Here is an 18,875-nt window from a genome sequence, read left to right on the forward strand (position 1 = left end):
GAAGAGGGTCTTTATTGGTATTTGTAGTGAAAGATAAATTCGAATCAGGGCGTTAAAACGTTTAATGCTCTAATCAGCCCTGATCCTACGGAAATCGGTTTTACGCTAATCAGTGAATCAGTGAATCAGTGAATCAGTGAATCAGTTAGTTCACTTTGGGCTCAGGGTTATCTGATGCCGCTTGAACGTCTGCTTCTGTACTTGCTTGTTGAATCTCTAATTGCTCGTCTGAGTGTCGTTCTTCTTCAGCTTGCTCTTTCATTTCTAGCTCAACTTGCGCTTGGCTTTCGGCCAGTGCTTCTTGCTCTTCTGCTCGTGAAGATTTCGGCAACACAAGGTTTAGAACAACCGTCATGATGGTGCCTGTTGTAATGCCAGAATGAAGAAAGTTCGCTAGATCATGCGGCAAGTGTTGCAGCAATCTTGGCTCGAAAGTTACGGCCAAGCCAGACGCCAAACCCACACAGATTACCAAGGCATTTCGCTTGGTGTCTGCGGCCTTGATCAACATGCGGATACCCGCGTAAGCAATCATTCCGAACATCACAAAGCCGACGCCGCCTAATACGGGTTTCGGAATCGTGACGGCAATAGCGGCCAATTTCGGGAATAATCCACCTAAAATCAGCAAGCCACCTGTTGCAGCCACTACATAGCGACTTGCTACACCTGTGATACCTACAATGCCGACGTTTTGACTGAACGATGCCAGTGGCATTGCCGTTAAAATCGAAGATAAGGTACTACCAAGTCCATCGCCTAGCAGCCCACGTTTTAAGTCTTTACCGCTGACTTGGGTTTGGCAGTTGTTGCCTAATGCCATGAAATCACCCGTAGCTTCGGCGATAACCACTATGTACACCAAGCTCATACTGATGATGGCACTCGCAGAAAAGGTAAAGCCATATTTGAAGGGCTCAGGTCCGCCAACCCAAGCGGCAGAGCTGATTTGCTCAAGGTCGACCATGCCGAGTGACAGCGCCACAATGTAGCCGCCCGCTAAACCAATCACGATGGCCGAAGCGGCAACCGCGCCTTTACAGTAAACCGATACGCCGACCACGATGCCTAGCGATACAAGGGCTAGAAACAGTTTAGGTAGTGTGGCGAATTGTTCTGTGTTGGCAGGAGAGTCTCCGACCCAGTTCATGGCAACCGGTAAAATGGTTAAGCCGATTAAGGTAACCACTACACCACTTACCACGGTTGGGAATAGTTTCCGAACCTTGTCCATATAGAAGCTGGCACCAATCACCACGAACGAGCCGATAAGCGCTGAGCCCATGATTGCGGCGACACCGCCTTCGTTGCCGATTGAAATGGCGACGCCCAAAAAGGCAAAGCTCGAACCCATCACCACGGGCAATCGAATACCGACAGGGCCGAAACCAAGACATTGAGCGACGGTCACAATACCAGAAGCCAATAGCGCCGCATTGATCAGTGAAACGATCTCTGTGTTAGGTAGGCCGATAGAAGCACCGACAATAAGCGGGACAGCGACGATGCCACCAATCGAGGCGAGCATGTGTTGTAAAGCAAGTAGAAGGGTTAGCCCATGGGGCGGTCTTTCATTAAGGGTGTACAGAAGTTTCATTTGATATTCCTCTGCCTGCGTTTCCGTTTACAGGCGATTGGCGGTCAAATAATGACTTCTACAAACTGCGTAGGGTCATAAAAAAGTGCACTGAATCGGTAGGGTTTCTGCTCTCTCGTCATCAATGCAATTAGCTTTCTTAAAAATCATGTTGTTGCTTGGCTTGCGAACCAGCCAAGCAACGTTGTGAGCAATCAAGAAATGACTGCTCAGGAGCTTTAGGGTTAACCGATGAACACTAGCTTGGCGATGAAGATAGCCGCTAGGAAGTACATCGAGATAGACACATCTTTGGTTTTACCTGTCGCCAACTTAAGCACTGTGTAGGTAATGAAACCCAATGCGATACCATTCGCGATAGAGAAGGTCAGAGGCATCATTAACGCTGTAATGGCTGCGGGAGCACCGTTGGTGAAGTCTTTCCAATCCACGTGCTGCATGCTGCTCATCATCACGAACGCTACGTAAATTAACGCGCCAGAGGTAGCGTAAGCGGGGATCATGCCTGCAAGTGGCGATAGGAAAATCGCTGCTAAGAACAACACGCCAACCACAATCGCTGATAGGCCTGTTCGTGCGCCTGCTGCAACGCCTGCTGCACTTTCTACATAACTGGTTACTGGCGGACAACCCACACACGCACCTGCCACACTTGAAATACTGTCGGCTTTAAGCGCTTTGCTTAGGCCTTCAATTTTTCCTGTTTCAGGGTTAGTTAGGTTTGCACGCTCAGCCACGCCCATCAAAGTACCCGCGGTATCGAACATGTTTACAAAAAGGAAAGCCAAGATAACGCTGATCATTGAAACATCGAGAGCGCCCATAATGTCCATTTTTAGGAACGTAGGCGCTAAGCTTGGTGGAGCCGCGAAGAAGCCGTTGTAATGCACTAAGCCAAGCATCATACCGACGAGCGTTACACTCAAAATACCGATTAACACCGCACCAAATACTTTACGCTCACTAAGAACAGCGATGATAAGGAAAGCGATAGCGGCCAGTAGCGCTTCAGGTTTAGTGAAGTCACCTAGTGATACCAGTGTTGCTGGGTTTTCGACGACGATACCTGCTGTTTTAAGACCAATTAGACCTAAGAACAAACCAACGCCCGCAGTCATGGAGTAACGTAAACTCACAGGGATACTTTCAATGATCCATTGGCGGACTTTGTAAAAGCTCATCCCGACGAACAAGATACCGGAGATAAACACCGCACCCAGTGCCACTTCCCAGCTGTAGCCCATTTCGCTTACTACTGTGAACGAGAAGAAGGCGTTCAAGCCCATGCCCGGCGCAAGTCCGACAGGCCAATTCGCAAATAGCCCCATTAACAAACAACCGATCGCAGCACCAATACAGGTCGCGACGAATACCGCGCCTGAATCCATGCCTGAAGCGGCCATGATTTGTGGGTTCACGAAGATGATGTAAGCCATGGTTGCGAAGGTAGTGACACCACCGACTAACTCATTTTTTACGCTACTTCCGTGGGCCTTAATTTTAAAAAACTTCTCTAAAATTCCGTTGTTCGCATCTTGGTTGAGTATTTCTGTTTTACTCTCACTCATGTCAGCAAGTCCTTTTATGTTGTGATCCATTTATTGAATACAGCGAGATTTCAATATTAAGTTTTAAGGTTTTTTCCTAGCCGTTATTTCTTTAGTTATCTGTTGTTTAGTCATCAACTTCTAACTAATAACGTTGTTAGTATTTTTATATGAGCGTGTTTAGTGGGTGCACACCTTTGGGGTGTACACCTTTGGGGTGTACACGTGAATCTGTTTAATATTTGGTGATTGAGCCTAGTTCGAAGTTCTAGGTCACGGGACTAACTGCCCCGATAAGTCGAGAAACTGTATGGTGAGACTAAAAGCGGAACGTGGTAGTGCGCATCGGGATCATCCAAGCCGAAGCGAATAACCACATCGTCTAGGAAAGGCACGCCATCCAATTCCACACCTTTGTTTTTGTAGTAGTCGGCTACATAGAATACCAATTGATATTTCCCCGGTCGGAAATCATTCCCTGCCAGAATCGGCGCATCGGTTCGGCCATCGGAGTTAGTGATTACCGTCGCCAGCTTTTCTGTTGAGTCTTCGTTTACCTTATAAAGCTCTACCTTGATCTCTGCGCCAGGCAAGCCGTGTGTGGTGTCTAATACGTGTGTTGTTAATCTTCCCATAGTCCTTTAATAGCGCTTTTGGCGCTCCTCTGTTCCGTGGTTTATCTGTCTGTTTCGACCTTGCAAAAGAGTGCAACTGGTCACTTTGTTATCACTAACTATGTACGAACTGTACACAATTAGTAAAGCGAATTGTTGGAAAAATGTAAACTATTGTGTCTTTTTTTCTGGCTTTATAGATCCTGATTATCGTTTTTTGGTGAGGTTGTGATTTGTTAAGTTATTGTTTTTAAATTACAAAAGTAACAAAATTTAACTTGAATAACAAAATCTTTACATTGAGATAAATAATTGTATACAATAAATGTACAGGGGTAAGGTTACTCGGTTTTGAAATAACCAATAGCGGAATCACCAATAGAAGAATCATATTGATGAACCAGCTAAAGAGCGGCTAAGCCAACCACTTATGTTAGGAGTACTTGGATGAATAAGGATTATTCAAGAAATTTGATCGGTTACGGAGCTAACCCTCCCAACCCTCAATGGCCAGGTAATGCGCGCGTCGCGGTTTCTTTTGTATTGAACTATGAAGAGGGCGGTGAGCGTTGTTTGTTACATGGAGACGACGAGTCTGAAGCCTTTCTCTCAGAGATCCCGTCAGCACAGCCGATCAAAGGCGAACGTCACATGAGCATGGAATCCATCTATGAATATGGTAGCCGTGCGGGTGTGTGGCGTGTTCTTCGCTTGTTCGATGAATATGAAATCCCACTGACCGTATTTGCTGTCGCAATGGCGATTGAGCGTCACCCAGACGTTGCCAAAGCTATGGTCGAAGCGGGCCACGAAATTTGTAGCCACGGTTATCGCTGGATCGACTATCAATACATTGATGAGTCAGAAGAGCGCGACCACATGACTAAAGCGATCGAGATCATCCAACAAGTGACGGGTCAACGCCCAAAAGGTTGGTACACAGGTCGAACTGGGCCAAATACGCGTCGCTTGGTTGCAGAAGAGGGCGGTTTTCTTTATGACTCAGATGCCTATGATGATGACCTGCCTTATTGGCACACCGAGACTGGTCATCCGCAATTGGTGATCCCTTATACACTTGATGTGAACGACATGCGTTTTTCAACGGCGCAAGGCTTTAACTCTGGTGAGCAGTTCTTCCAATATCTGAAAGACACGTTTGACACCCTTTATATGGAAGGCGAAACCGCACCGAAAATGATGTCGGTTGGGCTGCATTGTCGTCTTATTGGTCGTCCCGGTCGTATTGCTGCATTAAGACGTTTCTTAGATTACGTAAAACAGCATGACAGCGTGTGGCTATGTCGTCGAATCGATATCGCCAACCACTGGCACCAACATCACCCATACAACGAACAACAAAATTAGAACGAACAGCAAGGAGGCTTAACGTGACTGAATTTCGATCTTGCCAACCAACAACCATGAACCGCGATACCTTTGTCGCGCACTTTGCTGATGTGTACGAACACAGCCCATGGGTTGCTGAAGCGGTTTATGACCAAGGTTTGAATGCCGAAGATGATCATATCGAGAATCTTCATCTAAAAATGGCATCAACCTTGTTAAATGCCGACCAAGGCAAACAGTTGGCTTTGATCAATGCTCACCCAGATTTAGCGGGCAGAGCAGCAGTAAACGGCGAACTCACCGAGTCGTCGACCAAAGAACAAGCGGGGGCGGGCATCGACCAGTGCAGCGCCGAAGAATTTGAAAAATTCACTTCTTACAACAACAGCTACAAAAGTCGCTTCAATTTCCCTTTTATCATGGCGGTGAAGGGAGCCAATCGTTACCAAATTCTTGAGTCGTTCGAGATGCGATTAGGAAATGATAGTGAAACTGAGTTTGCTACGGCGATTCAAGAGATCAACAAGATCGCGATGTTTCGTCTCTGGGATATGTAAGTTAACGGAGTTAACAGCTATCTCAGCCCAGTCTTAGTGCGTTAAAGGTTTGATTTGTAAAAACATAAGCCACTAAGTTCTCATTTTATTATTACTTGATTAATTTCATAGGATTACACGGACATGACCCATAAATTTGAACAGTACATAAACCTTGCAGACGAAAAACTCGGCGCAGAAGCTATCTTCGCAACCGACGATTTTTTCGCAGATAAAAGCCGTCTACTCAGCCACGCAGCGCCAGAGTGGAAAGACGACTTATATGACGACAACGGCAAGTGGATGGACGGCTGGGAAAGCAGACGCAAACGCGGCGAAGGTTACGACTACTGTGTCGTTCGCCTTGGCCTAGCTGGCACCATTGCTGGCGTTGATATTGATACCTCATTCTTCACAGGTAACTTCCCACCTTCGGCATCAATCGACGCGTGTTATTCACCACAAGGTGAGCCAACAGATTCAACAGAGTGGCAAGAAATTCTGCCTTCAATGGCACTACAGGGTGATCATCATCATCTTGAAGACATCGAAAGTGACCAAGTATTTACGCACCTACGTTTGAACATCTACCCAGACGGCGGTGTCGCGCGTTTACGTGTTTATGGCCGACCAAGTGTGGATTGGGACGCAATTGATTCTCAGCAACAAGTTGACCTAGCAGCCGTTGAACACGGTGGCCGAGCACTCGCATGTAGCGACGAGCACTACGGCAACAAAGCCAACATCTTAGGCCCAGGCCGCGGTGAAAACATGGGTGATGGCTGGGAAACAGCACGTCGTCGTACACCGGGTAACGACTGGGTTATCGTGGCACTAGGCCACCCAGGTAACATCGAACGCATCGTTGTTGATACAGCCCACTTCAAAGGTAATTACCCAGACAGTTGTTCAATTCAAGCGGCTTACGTGAAGGGCGGTACCGACGACCAAGTAGAAACACAAAGCCTATTCTGGCGTGAACTGTTGCCTGCACAAAAGCTGCAAGCGCATGAGATTCACGAATTCATTTCTGAGGTAAACGACCTTGGTGCGATTACCCACGTACGTGCAAACATATTCCCAGATGGTGGTATCAGCCGTTTGCGTCTGTTTGGTACGAAAGCGAAATAGGTAAGGAAATGAGTATGAGTAATGGAATACGTCGTTTATCCATCGAACCGTTAACCAAGCAGGCTTTTGCAGAGTTTGGCGATGTTATCGAGTCCGATAATAGTGATTTCTTCATGATCAACAGTGGATCAACACGTCGCTACCACAAGCTAGCGACAACGGATGTGCAAGACCAAGAGGGAGAAGCGATCATCAGCATCTTCCAAGCCACACCGTTGAGCTACCCACTGACTATCAAAATGTTAGAGCGTCATCCACTTGGCTCTCAGGCATTCATTCCATTACTTGGTCAACCCTATTTAATTGTTGTTGCGCCAAAAGGCGACGATCCAACATTAGCCAATAGCCGAGCTTTCTTGAGCAACGGTCGTCAAGGAGTGAACTATCACAAAGGGGTGTGGCATCACCCAGTGCTCGCCCTCACCGATCAAGACCAGTTCTTGATCGTCGATAGAGGCGGAGAAGGACATAACTGTGACGAAGTTTATTTCGAGAACGATAGAGTGGCATTGCATTTGGAAGACTTGCCAACGGAAGACAACAAGGAAGAGCAACGCTTAGCTAAAGCGTTGTGATACAGGAGTTTATTATGGATCCGCATATTACAGAGTGGTTGAATTTAGCGATTCGCTGGATTCACATGATTGTTGGTGTTGCGTGGATAGGCGCATCATTTTACTTTGTTTGGTTAGAGAACAACCTTAACCGAGTTAACCCTAAAACTGGCCTTTCAGGCGACTTATGGGCAATTCACGGCGGTGGTATTTATCACCTAGAGAAGTACAAACTTGCGCCACCAGAGATGCCAGAGCACCTGCACTGGTTTAAATGGGAAGCTTACTTCACGTGGATCACCGGTGTGTGTCTGCTGGGTGTGGTTTACTACCTCAACGCTGAGATTTACCTGATTGCACCGGGCTCTGGCCTTGATTCAACAACGGCAATCGCGATTGGTATTGGTTCATTCGTTGCCGGTTGGTTTATCTATGACTTACTGTGTGACTCACCATTAGGTAAAACCCCCGTGTTGCTTGGCGTTGTGCTGTTTTTGCTGCTCGTCGCTGCGACGTACGGCCTAACTCAAGTGTTCAGTGGCCGTGGTGCTTACATTCATGTGGGTGCAATCATTGGTACCATCATGGTGGGTAACGTATTCCGCGTTATCATGCCTGCACAACGTAACTTGGTGAAAGCGATTGAAGAGAAGCGCGAACCGGATCCGGCATTGCCAGCGAAAGGTCTACTGCGTTCTCGTCACAACAACTACATGACCCTGCCAGTGCTGTTCATCATGATCAGTAACCACTTCCCAAGCACTTATGGCTCGGAATACAACTGGCTGATCCTTGCTGGGCTAGCGATTTTCAGTATCTTGGTGCGCCACTACTTCAATACCCGTCATGGTAGCCAGAAGTTTGCATGGACAGTACCAGTAGCGGCATTGGGTATGATCACGCTTGCGTTTGTGACTTCACCTTACGCGAAAAAACAGATGACTCCGGTTGTGCAAGCACCTGTGGTTCAAGAAGTGCAAGTCAGCGCGACTGAATCAGCGACAGAAGAGCTTGCTGGAAACGACACAGCGTCAACGACGACTAGTTCTCAAGCTGTACCTGCAGACCACGCAATGCAAACGGCTAGCGCAGGTGTCAGCTTTGAAACCATCAACAAAGTCATTCAAGAGCGCTGTTCTGTGTGTCACTCCTCAACCCCGAGCCACGCCGCTTTTGCTGCTGCGCCAGCCGGTGTGATGTTTGATACCCCAGAAGAGATTAAAGCCAACGTACCAAGAATTGTTGCTCAAACCGTAACAACCAAGGTGATGCCGCTTGGCAACATGACTCAAATGACCGATGCAGAACGCGCACTCATCGGTACTTGGGTAGAGCAAGGCGCTACGCTTCAATAATCATACTTTGTAATAAAAGTACTCAGCATCCTTTACCTAAGAGCATGAGTCTTAGGTGAGGCTTGGGGAGAGTTTGGTTTACGGGCACGCGCCAAACTCATCCTACCCTGTTTCCCCGGTTCCTATAACCGGGGCTTTTTGTTGTTTTTGGACAAAGGCATATTAGAAACTTTATTAGTATGCATCCTTAATAGTTTTATGAACCCACCGACGTGAGTTCGATATTTGCGTTACATGACATATTTAGTTGCATATAAATTGTTGTTGGTCATGAAATTTAGGCTGTATGTTTGGTATGTGTATGTTCTGAAAGGAAAGCTTGTTGAAATTCAAAGCTTTTGATTGCGAATATTCACAAAGAACTAGTTAGATACCCAAGTATAAATTTCATAAAAAATAAGGAAATATAGTAATGAAATCAGTTTTTTCGTTCGACTCAATGTTAACTCCTAAGTTAGTTACTGGCCTATATTGGTTGTTGTTGCTAATCGCTGTAGTTTCAGGACTAGCAACCATGTTTGGAGGATATGGAGGCGTAACATTTGAGAAGTTTATTCTTGGTGCGTTTACGATATTAGGCGGCGCTATAGGTGCGAGAATTTGGTGTGAATTGATGATAGTTATCTTCAAAATTAATGAAAACCTGCAGTCTCTAAAGGACTTAAAAGGCGAGACTGAAGCCTAGTATTCAGATGCGTGACAGCTAACACTTCGATGTTAGCTGTCTAACATGCCGAAGCTGCAATTCACTATGTTGCGCCTGTTGGTGAGAAAGAAGACTCTGTGAATCATTGCATGTCGATAGTAAGTACTTACGTTTAAACTGATTCATTGCGTGCGCAGTCCTGTATAAGGTTCTTGATATGAATCTCTACCCATGGCATTTTTAGTCCAAATTGACTTTAGTTAGGACAAAAAATGGAAGACTTGATAGTCGCGTATTTTAGGGCATTGAGCTCATTCTTTAGGTATATGTTTCAGTCGATATTGATTGAGTTCATTGGTTACGGAGCTGGCTGGATAGTCTGTAAAGTATTCACATTAGGGCGCTTCCCCCCATTGATTCCAACTGAAAAAGAGCGAACCAGAATCTCTTATATTGGAGCTATTAGCATCGTATTGTTTCTGTTAGCAATTGGTGTGTTCAATAGTTTGTGATTCGGAGTAAGGATATATGAAAATTTACCCCGCGGAGCAATACCAAGCAGCTTGCAACGAGCTGTTTGTCCGATACGAACGTGACATCAAAAAGCTAATCCCTAACGCGAGAGTTGAGCATGTAGGAGCCTCTTCGATTCCATCTGCCGTGTCTAAGGGCGATCTAGATATCTTCGTAGGTGTTGAACTTGGTATGTTGTAATCCACATCTGCTGATGATGTGGCCTTGCAGTGGTCAGTGTTATTGACTATGAGTGGAACTTAAATGTTGATAGCCTAGTGAAGTTAGACTACCAACATTTATTGATTATGATTCTGCAGATTCTGCTTTATCAAGAACTGAATCGTTATAAGCTTTGGTGCCCTTGTAACCTAGGAAAAGCGAAACTATCCATAAAATAAATGATACTGGAGAAGCAATAACGGTGATCGCGCAAACTACGATGAGAATTAAGTTAACAACTCCCCACATGACGCTCCCTGCATACATCTGAGCGCCTCCTGGTATTACAAAACCTAACAGTAGCGCTATCATAGGATTTTTCATTTTGTTTTGTATGCGAGCTTGTTGAATTGCGTCATTCATAATTATGCTTCCTTATGCATTTAGTTGTTATTCGCGCACTCTATATCTATCTTATTTTTAGTCAAGAATTTAGTTAAATATTTGATTTGATTGATTGTTTTGTGATCTGATATTTACTGGGTTAATGAATCTTCCGGTTTTATTGTGTTTGGTTTATGGTTTGATCTGAGATATATAGGGAGGAATATCGCTCTATTGTTTATTACACTACTTTTTGTGCTGTTTTTACTTTCCCCTTACACTCCTTTCAAATATCGAATTTAGTATCAAATTTCTCTTTGTTATACAGGCAAGTCTCTCATTATGAAGAACTTCTTTGATAGCCAACTCATGCTCTCTAGCTCTTTGAATTTCGTTTTGCTATCGCTTGGGCTAACGCTCCTTTTTCATCTTCCGATTTGGTGTGGGTTCAACTTGAGCCGACGCAAATGGAAGCTTATGGATTATCTATGGCCGTTCTTGGCGGGTATCGGGATGCTGGGTGCAGTGTCTGAGATTCGTGCGAAAGTAGCGGGTGATTGGGTTGAAACCGAACAAACCAGAGCAGTTGCGATTTTAGAATCGGTTCAGCAGTTTTCTTTGGATAAATTAAGAAGTGATACCTGCACCGGTCAGCCATCTTTAGATAGTCACGCTCAGCACCACGAAGCGTGTTTGTGGTATTTGAATACGGCAATCACGTTCAAAGATGTCGATTTCACCTTGTTACCGAACGCATCGGATTTTACGGTTCCTGCGCCGAGCGTGTCGCTGGTTGAAAGCGATGCAGTGTGGGTGGATGGTATGCTGAGTCAGTATGAGAAGCAGAAAAACCAATACATAAAAACCAGAGAAGCACAGGTGAAGCAGCCACTAGAAAGCCTCTTCTGGTATGTGAGCCCTTACTTAGTCTGTTTCGCAATAGCTCTGCGCCTTACTAAAGTGACGGCAGAGCTTAAACTGGATAAGTGCGCAAATAATTAGCTCGACATAGACAGCGCGAACGACAGCAATATAGGTAAGGTGACAACACTCAGGAAGTTGCCGAACAACACCATAGATGCGACTTTAGGCGGCTCGACATTGAAGCGTTCTGCAAACAGGTAGTTCATCACGGCAGGTGGCAACATGGTGAACAGCACCATCATTTGTAGGTGCAGCGTAGGCAGCGGGATAAAGAAGTAGATGATGGTAAAGGCGATGGCGCCAGTAAATAGTGATTGAGCCGTGCACAACAAGCCTACTTTGAGTCCGCTTAGCTTCAAGTTGACCATTTGCGAGCCCAACGACAGCAGCATGATAGGCACGGCTGCTTGGCCGAGTAGCGATGTGGCTTCATAGATTGGATTCCAGACTGCAATTCCAGACAGGTTGAGCGTCATCGCTAATGCTGCGGCTAAGAATATCGGCATCTTGAGGATCTGTTTGATCGGATTACCTTCGCTTAGTAGCGCTAAACCGACACTAATGTGCACGCATGCCGATACCACAAACAGCAATACCGCAGGGGCTAATGCACTCTCACCAAAGGTATAGGTGAACAGGGGAATGGCCAGGTTGCCACTGTTGCGGAACATATGTGGCGGCGCCCAAGCTTTGAAGTTGAGCTTAAAGATCTTACAGATTGGTATCATCAATAAAGCGGGCACCAACACCGCGACCAAAGAGGCGGTGATGAGTGGCAGTTGTTCGGTGTCGAGAGGCATGGTGGTCAGCGAGGCAAACACTAGCGCAGGAATACACACATCCATGTTGATGCGATTGATCGGTTTGAAATCGGGCTTGAGCCAACGACCGACCGCAAAGCCAGCACTGGCTAAAGCAAAAACGGGAAACAGAATGCTGACGACCTGTTCGAACATAGAATTCCTTTCTAGATTGAGTGCTTCCATTTAGCTGAGAAACGAATGTTTTAGAGAGATGCTAAAGTGAAGTATGAAGTCGATATGTATAAACATTAACCTATCAATATAATGACTTGGCGTCACCGAAGATCGTTGTTTGTGAACGGTTAATTTATATTTCTTTGAATGAAGCACAAAAAAGACCAGTGGCATCAGCAACTGGTCTTTAAAGGCTAGATAAATCTGGACGGATTTTTAATTAACGACGGCTTGTCGCTGTCTAGCGATTGTTACTCGGTTTTAAGCCTAACTAACGAGCTTTTTGTAATCTTTGAAATTCACGTCATAAGCTTTTTCGCCGTAGATGTAAGTCTCGCTAACGGTTCTGTCGTCACCTAAGCTCATCAATACAAAAAGTTTTTCTTCAAGCTTGGTGGTTTGTTCCATTCTAAAGCGCATCAGCTGAGTTGCGTGTAGATCCAACACCACGAAATCCGCTTCTTTTCCGACTTCCAAGTTACCAATCTTGTCTTCTAGATGCAGTGAACGTGCACCGCCTAGTGTTGCCAAGAACAGCGATTTAGCCGGGTGCAGCTTCTTATGCTGTAACTGCATGATCTTATACGCTTCACTCATGGTTTGAAGAATTGAGAAGCTGGTGCCTGCGCCTACATCAGTACCGACACCGACACGAATGCCGTGCTCTTCCATCTCTGGTAATCGGAACAAACCCGAGCCTAAGAAAAGGTTAGAAGTTGGGCAGAAGGCGATGGCAGATTCAGTATCCGCTAGGCGCTTACATTCGCAGTCAGACAAGTGAATACCATGGGCAAATACCGAACGTTTGTGAAGTAGTCCGTAATGGTCATAGACATCTAGGTAACTGTCGCGCTCTGGGAACAGCGATTTCACCCACTCGATCTCTTTCTCGTTTTCAGAAAGGTGAGTGTGCATGTACACGTCTGGATATTCTTCTAGCAGTTTACCGACAGTAGCAAGTTGCTCTGGTGTGCTGGTTGGCGCAAAACGAGGCGTCACAGCATAAAGTAGTCGGCCGCGGTTATGCCATTTCTCAATCAGTTCCTTGGAGTCTGCGTAGCCAGATTCTGGTGTATCTGTGAGGTAATCAGGCGCATTGCGATCCATCAATACCTTACCTGCGATCATGCGTAGGTTGCGCTTCTCAGCTTCTTCAAAGAACACGTTAACCGACTCTTTGTGCACGGTACCGAACACGAGTGCAGTGGTGGTACCGTTGCTTGCTAATTCGTCTAGGAATAGCTTCGCTACTTTGTGTGCATAGACTGGGTTTTTAAAGCGTTTTTCTTCTGGGAAGGTGTAGTTCTCTAACCAATCTAGTAGCTGCTCACCGTAAGACGCGATCATCCCTGTTTGAGGGTAGTGGATGTGCGTATCAATAAAGCCAGAGGTGATCAGCTTGTCTTTGTATTCTTTTACTTCGAGTGTTTTAGGTTGGCGAGCCAATACCTCATCGGCATGGCCTAAGTCGACGACATGGCCGTTCTCAACCACTAAAACGCCGTCTTCAAAATAGTCGTAAGACTCATCGATACCGACATCTTTTGGGTCGGCGACGCTGTGTAAAATACTGGCGCGATAAGCTTTGCGTTGCGTTGTCATGTTTACTTCCTTTTAATGACTTCAGCGACGTTATGGCCACTGAAGCTTTGCGACTTGTGTTAGGCGATCTTCTCTTCCAATGGTGGTTCGCCTACGTCGCTTGGTTGACTGTGTTGATCGGTCAAACCCTGATTTCGATATTGTTTGGTTGGGCGCTTTTGTTCAAGCGCTTGGCCTTGATAGTGTGCGATCAGTTCACCCGCAACCGATACCGCAATTTCGGCAGGATGTTTGCCATTCACGGCGCTAATGCCAATCGGGCAAAGCATGGTTTCGATTTGTTCTTGGCTGTAGCCGCGCTGCTCTAAGCGGAAGTCGAACTTCTTACGCTTGGTAAGCGAGCCGATCATGCCAAAGTAACGGCTGTCTTCACGGTCAATAATGGCTTTGGTTAGGTCAAAATCGAGCTGGTGGTTGTGGGTCATCACAAGGTAATAACTGTTTGGTTGCATGTGTTTCACTTCACCGACTGGGTCGTCTGAGACAAGCTTTTTAACACCGTGTGGCAGCGTTTCAGGGAACACTTCTTCACGTTCATCAATCCAGGTCACACGGAAGGGCAGAGTCGCGACAATGTGCAGCAGCGCTTTGGCAACGTGCCCAGCGCCAAACAGCACAAGGTGATTCTGCTGAGTGCCAATCGGTTCAAAGCTTAATGTTGCCATTCCGCCACAACACTGGCCCAAACGAGCGCCTAGGTTAAAACGTTCCACTTTGAGCGACTTTTCACTGGCAATCAGCATCTCTCGAGCCATTTTAGTGGCCACATGTTCAAGGTGACCACCACCAATCGTAGCGATGATTCGGTCACGAGTGACAAGCATCTTGGTGCCCGCATCACGTGGCACTGAGCCTCTGTCTTCAAGAACCGTCACCATCACACACGGTTCGTAGCTCTCTTCCAGCTTTGCCAGTTCGTGAATCCAATTATCCTTAAACATATGTCCTCCTAAATCCCTTCTGTGCTTCCTAAGCTGTTTATTACGCCCTATGCCATATCTGTCAGCTCTAAGCCGTTTCTGATTGAGCATCGACCGAAGTCGGGGCTGTTTCAGAGACTTCCTGAATCGCCATCAAAATACGCTCTGGCGTTGCAGGTGTGTTGAGCTTAGGAATCGCGCCATCGACGGCGACATAGCTAATGGCGTCTTTCAGTGCGCTCCATACCGACATACCCAACATGAAAGGCGGTTCACCCACGGCTTTCGAGTTGAAGACGGTGTCTTCTGGGTTGTTACGGTTTTCTAAAAGGTGCGTTCTGAAATCAATTGGCATATCAGCAATCGCAGGGATCTTGTAACTTGCAGGGCCATTGGTCATCAAGCGGCCTTGCTGGTTCCACACCAACTCTTCCGTTGTTAACCAACCGACACCTTGTACAAAGCCACCTTCGACTTGGCCGATATCAATCGCCGGGTTCAATGAAGCGCCTACGTCATGCAGAATATCGACACGCAGAATCTTGTTCTCGCCAGTCAGGGTATCGATGATGACTTCTGAACAAGAAGCACCATAGGCGTAGTAGTAGAACGGACGACCACGCGCCTTCTCGTGATCGTAATAGATCTTCGGAGTGCGATAGAAGCCAGTGCTTGATAGCGAGATTTGGTTGAACCAAGCCAGTTCAACAAATGAGTTGAAGGTCATGATCTCATCGCGGATCTGCACCATGCCGTTTTTAAACACCACTTCTTCAGGCCACACTTTGAAGTGCGAAGAAGCGAAGTCGATCAGGCGCTGCTTAATGGTTATTGCGGCGTTTTGCGCGGCCTTACCGTTGAGGTCGGCGCCCGATGAGGCTGCGGTTGGTGATGTGTTCGGAACTTTGTCTGTGTTTGTAGCGGTGATCTGGATACGTTCGACATCGACTTGGAACTCCTGTGCAACGATTTGTGCCACTTTGATGTTCAAGCCTTGCCCCATTTCCGTACCACCGTGATTCAAATGAATACTGCCATCGGTGTAGATATGGATGAGCGCACCTGCTTGGTTCAAGAAAGTCGCAGTAAACGAGATGCCGAATTTCACCGGTGTGATAGCAAGGCCTTTCTTCAAGATAGGGCTCTGCTTGTTGAACTCAGCGATTTCTTTACGACGTGCGTGATAGTCACTGCTGCGTTCAAGCTGTTCGGTTATCTCAGGTAAAAAGTTGTCTTCAACGGTTTGGTAGTAATGGGTCACGTTACGGCCTTCTTCGCCGTAGTAGTTCGCCTTACGTACTTCCAAAGGATCTTTTTTCAGGTAACGCGCAATCTCGTCCATGATGTGCTCGATGGTCATCATGCCTTGCGGGCCACCAAAGCCACGGTAAGCGGTGTTCGATGCGGTATTGGTTTTGCATCGATGACCAACCACAGTTGCATCACCTAGGTAGTAGGCGTTGTCTGAGTGGAACATCGCACGATCGACGATAGAACTTGATAAGTCTGGTGAGTAACCACAGTTACCTGCAACGGTAATGTCGGCACCTTGAATCACACCGTTGTCGTCAAAACCGACCGTATATTGATTGTAGAATGGGTGGCGTTTACCGGTTTGCTGCATGTCTTCACTGCGTAGCAAACGCATTTTTGTAGGTCGGCCTGTAAGGTGGGCAATAACCGCGGCCATACACGCTGGAGAGGCTGCTTGAGTCTCTTTACCACCGAAACCACCGCCCATACGACGCATATCAATCACGACTTTGTGCATCGGTACGCCAATCACTTCCGCAACCAATTTTTGAACTTCGGTCGGGTTTTGTGTCGAGGTGTAAACGATCATGCCGCCGTCTTCGGTTGGCATTACGCTACTGATTTGAGTTTCTAGGTAGAAGTGTTCTTGTCCACCGATCTCTAGGTCACCAGAGATCACGTGTTTTGCTTTTGCCAGCGCCGCTTTTGAATCACCACGTTGTTGCGTGTGGCTTTCTGTGACGAAGTGTTCTTTCTCTAGCGCTTCTTTTACATCAAGAATCGCAGGCAGTTCTTCATATTCAATGATTGCAGCGTGTGCGGCTTTACGTGCCGTTTCTAAATCGTTAGCTGCCACGGCAATCACAGGTTGGCCGTAGTATTCTACTTTGCCATCAGCAAGCAGTGGGTCACCCGGAAGAATTGCACCAATATCCAGTTCACCCGGTACGTCTTTCGCTTGAATAGCAATTGCCACACCTTCGAATTCGTAACACGGTGATAGGTCTATTTTGGTGATGTTAGCGTGCGCTTGCGTGCTCAGGCGTGCGTATACATGCAGCTGATTTGGGAACTCTAGGCGGTCATCAATGTATACCGCTTCGCCCGTTACTTGCTTGGCTGCACTGTCGTGTTTAACGCTTTTACCCACGCCAGTTTTTAGGTCCTGTTTTGCAATGGTAACCATCTCTTCGTGGGTCATCGCATTGCTCTTGTGACCAGAGGAATTTGATTTAGACATAAGACGTTACCCTTGTTTCGATTTGGTTGTTTTTGTTCTGTCGTTCAATGAAGTAGCGACGCAGCATGTTGGCCGCCGACAATGAACGGTATTCTTGGCTTGCACGGAAATCAGATAGCGGCTCAAAGTCGTTATACAGTTCCTGCATCGCTAACTTAATATTAGCGTCTGTCCACGGTTTACCTAATAACGTATTTTCACAACGCGCCGCGCGCTTAGGTGTTGCAGCCATACCACCGAAGGCGATACGAGCGTAAGAAACCTTGCCATCTTCGATTTGAATATCAAACGCACCACACACCGCAGAGATGTCATCGTCTAAACGTTTAGACAGTTTGTAAGCTCGAAAGCTGTCGTTGCTTGTTTTAGGAATGATGATCTGTTCAATGAACTCACTCTCTTTCTGCGCTGTCACTTTGTAGCTGATGAAGTAATCTTCAATCGGCATTGTGCGAGACTCGTCACCGCAACGAAGTTTGATCTTCGCGTTCAGGGCAATCAGCAGAGGAGGGGTGTCACCGATAGGTGAAGCATTGGCTACATTGCCGCCGATGGTGCCTTGGTTGCGTACTTGCAGTGAAGCAAAGCGATGCAACAGTTCACCAAAATCTGGGTAGTGCTTTTTCAGTAGTGAGTAAGAATCACTGATAGGCAGGTTGGCACCAATGATTAAATCGGTGTCGGTCTCTTCACATACCTTCATGTCTTCAACAAGGTTCACGCTGATCAGTGTTTCAATCTCGCGATGGAATTGCGTCACTTCCAGTGCTAAATCCGTACCGCCAGCAACCAGCTTAGCGTTCGGATGCGCTTGAAAAAGCTTGGCCAGTTCATCGGTGCTTTTCGGGGAAAAAGCGGTGAGGTGACCAAGGCGTAAGTTGGCTTCGGTGTCTTGAATACTTTCTAGCTTCTTGATGGTGTTGCGTTCAAGCTCAGCAAATTGGTCGATCAAAGGCTGGTCTGTTGAAAGTGACATCGCAGCATCAACAATTGGTCGGTAGCCAGTACAGCGACATAAGTTACCCGCCAGTGATTCCATGACGTCTTCTTTACTTGCATCGGGTTTGTTCTTGCCTAGTGCAAACATCGACATGATGAAGCCCGGTGTGCAGTAACCACACTGTGAACCGTGAAAATCTACCACCGCCTTCTGTACTGGGTGCAAAGAGCGATCTCGGTTTTGTAGATCTTCTACTGTGATCAGTTGCTTGCCATGCAGCGCTGAAACGAAAGTTAGGCAAGAGTTCACCGAGCGGTATTGCAGCTGTCCATTAACCACTTCACCCAGAACTACCGTACATGCACCACAGTCACCCGACCCACAACCTTCTTTTGTACCCGTTTTATTAACTTTGGTACGAAGGTAGTTGAGCACTGTCATATTTGGCGACAGATTATCTTCACGTCTTATTTCCTGATTGAGCAAAAAAGTAATCAAGAGACCTCCTTGTAAATCGACATATTTCCATGTGTATTCTTTTTGACTTCTAGGTCAATAATTATTCATCTTGACCCTGCGGTCAACTATTTATTTACAAGAATGCAACAATAAGGTTCTGCGTTTGATTG

Annotated in this window: 17 protein-coding genes and 2 pseudogenes; 10 read left to right on the plus strand and 9 right to left on the minus strand. The window is 46.6% G+C overall.

The features are described 5' to 3' along the window. Positions 1 to 145: 145 nt before the first annotated feature. From AB6E51_RS02450 to uraH, 3 genes are all read right to left on the minus strand, one after another. A complete protein-coding gene (locus AB6E51_RS02450) occupies positions 146 to 1,597 on the minus strand; it encodes a nucleobase:cation symporter-2 family protein (protein ID WP_372057743.1) in 1,452 nt (483 codons plus the stop codon). A gap of 224 nt (positions 1,598 to 1,821) precedes the next feature. Beyond that, on the minus strand, positions 1,822 to 3,165 hold the full coding sequence (locus AB6E51_RS02455) for an NCS2 family permease (protein WP_048611821.1): 1,344 nt from the start codon (positions 3,163 to 3,165) through the stop codon (positions 1,822 to 1,824). A gap of 260 nt (positions 3,166 to 3,425) precedes the next feature. Continuing rightward, complete coding sequence (uraH, locus tag AB6E51_RS02460) at positions 3,426 to 3,779, minus strand: hydroxyisourate hydrolase (protein ID WP_372057744.1); 354 nt, start codon at positions 3,777 to 3,779, stop codon at positions 3,426 to 3,428. Positions 3,780 to 4,205: 426 nt separating this feature from the next. Here uraH and puuE point away from each other — a divergent pair, with 426 nt between their 5' ends. From puuE to AB6E51_RS02505, 9 genes and pseudogenes are all read left to right on the plus strand, one after another. Further along, entirely contained in the window at positions 4,206 to 5,126 is a 921-nt protein-coding gene (puuE, locus tag AB6E51_RS02465; protein ID WP_372057746.1) for an allantoinase PuuE, read from the plus strand. Between the two features lie 23 nt (positions 5,127 to 5,149). Beyond that, positions 5,150 to 5,665, plus strand: a complete 516-nt coding sequence (uraD, locus tag AB6E51_RS02470) for a 2-oxo-4-hydroxy-4-carboxy-5-ureidoimidazoline decarboxylase (protein WP_017061596.1) — start codon at positions 5,150 to 5,152, stop codon at positions 5,663 to 5,665. 123 nt (positions 5,666 to 5,788) lie between these two features. Next, a complete protein-coding gene (gene alc, locus AB6E51_RS02475; RefSeq protein ID WP_017069066.1) occupies positions 5,789 to 6,775 on the plus strand; it encodes an allantoicase in 987 nt (328 codons plus the stop codon). A gap of 14 nt (positions 6,776 to 6,789) precedes the next feature. Next, positions 6,790 to 7,350, plus strand: a complete 561-nt coding sequence (locus AB6E51_RS02480) for an ureidoglycolate lyase (protein ID WP_372057747.1) — start codon at positions 6,790 to 6,792, stop codon at positions 7,348 to 7,350. 14 nt (positions 7,351 to 7,364) lie between these two features. Continuing rightward, on the plus strand, positions 7,365 to 8,684 hold the full coding sequence (locus AB6E51_RS02485; RefSeq protein ID WP_372057748.1) for a urate hydroxylase PuuD: 1,320 nt from the start codon (positions 7,365 to 7,367) through the stop codon (positions 8,682 to 8,684). Positions 8,685 to 9,096: 412 nt separating this feature from the next. Further along, complete coding sequence (locus AB6E51_RS02490; RefSeq protein WP_017064999.1) at positions 9,097 to 9,369, plus strand: DUF4282 domain-containing protein; 273 nt, start codon at positions 9,097 to 9,099, stop codon at positions 9,367 to 9,369. A gap of 47 nt (positions 9,370 to 9,416) precedes the next feature. Next, a pseudogene (locus tag AB6E51_RS02495) lies at positions 9,417 to 9,506 on the plus strand (AraC family transcriptional regulator); the annotation flags it as partial. 96 nt (positions 9,507 to 9,602) lie between these two features. After that, a complete protein-coding gene (locus tag AB6E51_RS02500; protein ID WP_017069070.1) occupies positions 9,603 to 9,842 on the plus strand; it encodes a hypothetical protein in 240 nt (79 codons plus the stop codon). 16 nt (positions 9,843 to 9,858) lie between these two features. Then, a pseudogene (locus AB6E51_RS02505) lies at positions 9,859 to 10,041 on the plus strand (GrpB family protein); the annotation flags it as partial. A 108-nt stretch (positions 10,042 to 10,149) separates the two neighbouring features. Here AB6E51_RS02505 and AB6E51_RS02510 read toward each other — a convergent pair. Continuing rightward, on the minus strand, positions 10,150 to 10,428 hold the full coding sequence (locus AB6E51_RS02510) for a hypothetical protein (RefSeq protein WP_102351827.1): 279 nt from the start codon (positions 10,426 to 10,428) through the stop codon (positions 10,150 to 10,152). A 438-nt stretch (positions 10,429 to 10,866) separates the two neighbouring features. On the opposite strand from AB6E51_RS02510, the gene AB6E51_RS02515 reads away from it, so the two are divergent. Further along, positions 10,867 to 11,391 carry a hypothetical protein gene (locus tag AB6E51_RS02515; RefSeq protein ID WP_050632517.1) on the plus strand — a complete coding sequence of 175 codons (525 nt, stop codon included), beginning with the start codon at positions 10,867 to 10,869 and terminating at the stop codon, positions 11,389 to 11,391. Here the strand turns inward: AB6E51_RS02515 and AB6E51_RS02520 are convergent. The 5 genes from AB6E51_RS02520 to xdhA form a co-directional block, all read right to left on the minus strand. Beyond that, entirely contained in the window at positions 11,388 to 12,269 is an 882-nt protein-coding gene (locus AB6E51_RS02520; protein ID WP_017089707.1) for an AEC family transporter, read from the minus strand. The two genes, AB6E51_RS02515 and AB6E51_RS02520, sit on opposite strands and share 4 nt — an antisense overlap. A 288-nt stretch (positions 12,270 to 12,557) precedes the next feature. Next, positions 12,558 to 13,892, minus strand: a complete 1,335-nt coding sequence (guaD, locus tag AB6E51_RS02525) for a guanine deaminase (RefSeq protein WP_372057749.1) — start codon at positions 13,890 to 13,892, stop codon at positions 12,558 to 12,560. Between the two features lie 59 nt (positions 13,893 to 13,951). Continuing rightward, on the minus strand, positions 13,952 to 14,833 hold the full coding sequence (gene xdhC / locus AB6E51_RS02530) for a xanthine dehydrogenase accessory protein XdhC (protein ID WP_102428171.1): 882 nt from the start codon (positions 14,831 to 14,833) through the stop codon (positions 13,952 to 13,954). A 67-nt stretch (positions 14,834 to 14,900) separates the two neighbouring features. After that, the gene (gene xdhB, locus AB6E51_RS02535) at positions 14,901 to 17,306 is read right to left on the minus strand and encodes a xanthine dehydrogenase molybdopterin binding subunit (RefSeq protein WP_372057750.1); all 2,406 of its coding nucleotides are present in this window, start codon (positions 17,304 to 17,306) and stop codon (positions 14,901 to 14,903) included. Then, positions 17,299 to 18,744 (minus strand): xanthine dehydrogenase small subunit, encoded by a 1,446-nt coding sequence (gene xdhA / locus AB6E51_RS02540; RefSeq protein WP_032544988.1) that lies wholly within the window; start codon positions 18,742 to 18,744, stop codon positions 17,299 to 17,301. The genes xdhB and xdhA overlap by 8 nt, the downstream gene beginning before the upstream one ends. Positions 18,745 to 18,875 lie beyond the last annotated feature (131 nt).

Source organism: Vibrio sp. 10N.247.311.47, from assembly GCF_041467535.1.
GTDB lineage: Bacteria > Pseudomonadota > Gammaproteobacteria > Enterobacterales > Vibrionaceae > Vibrio > Vibrio crassostreae_C.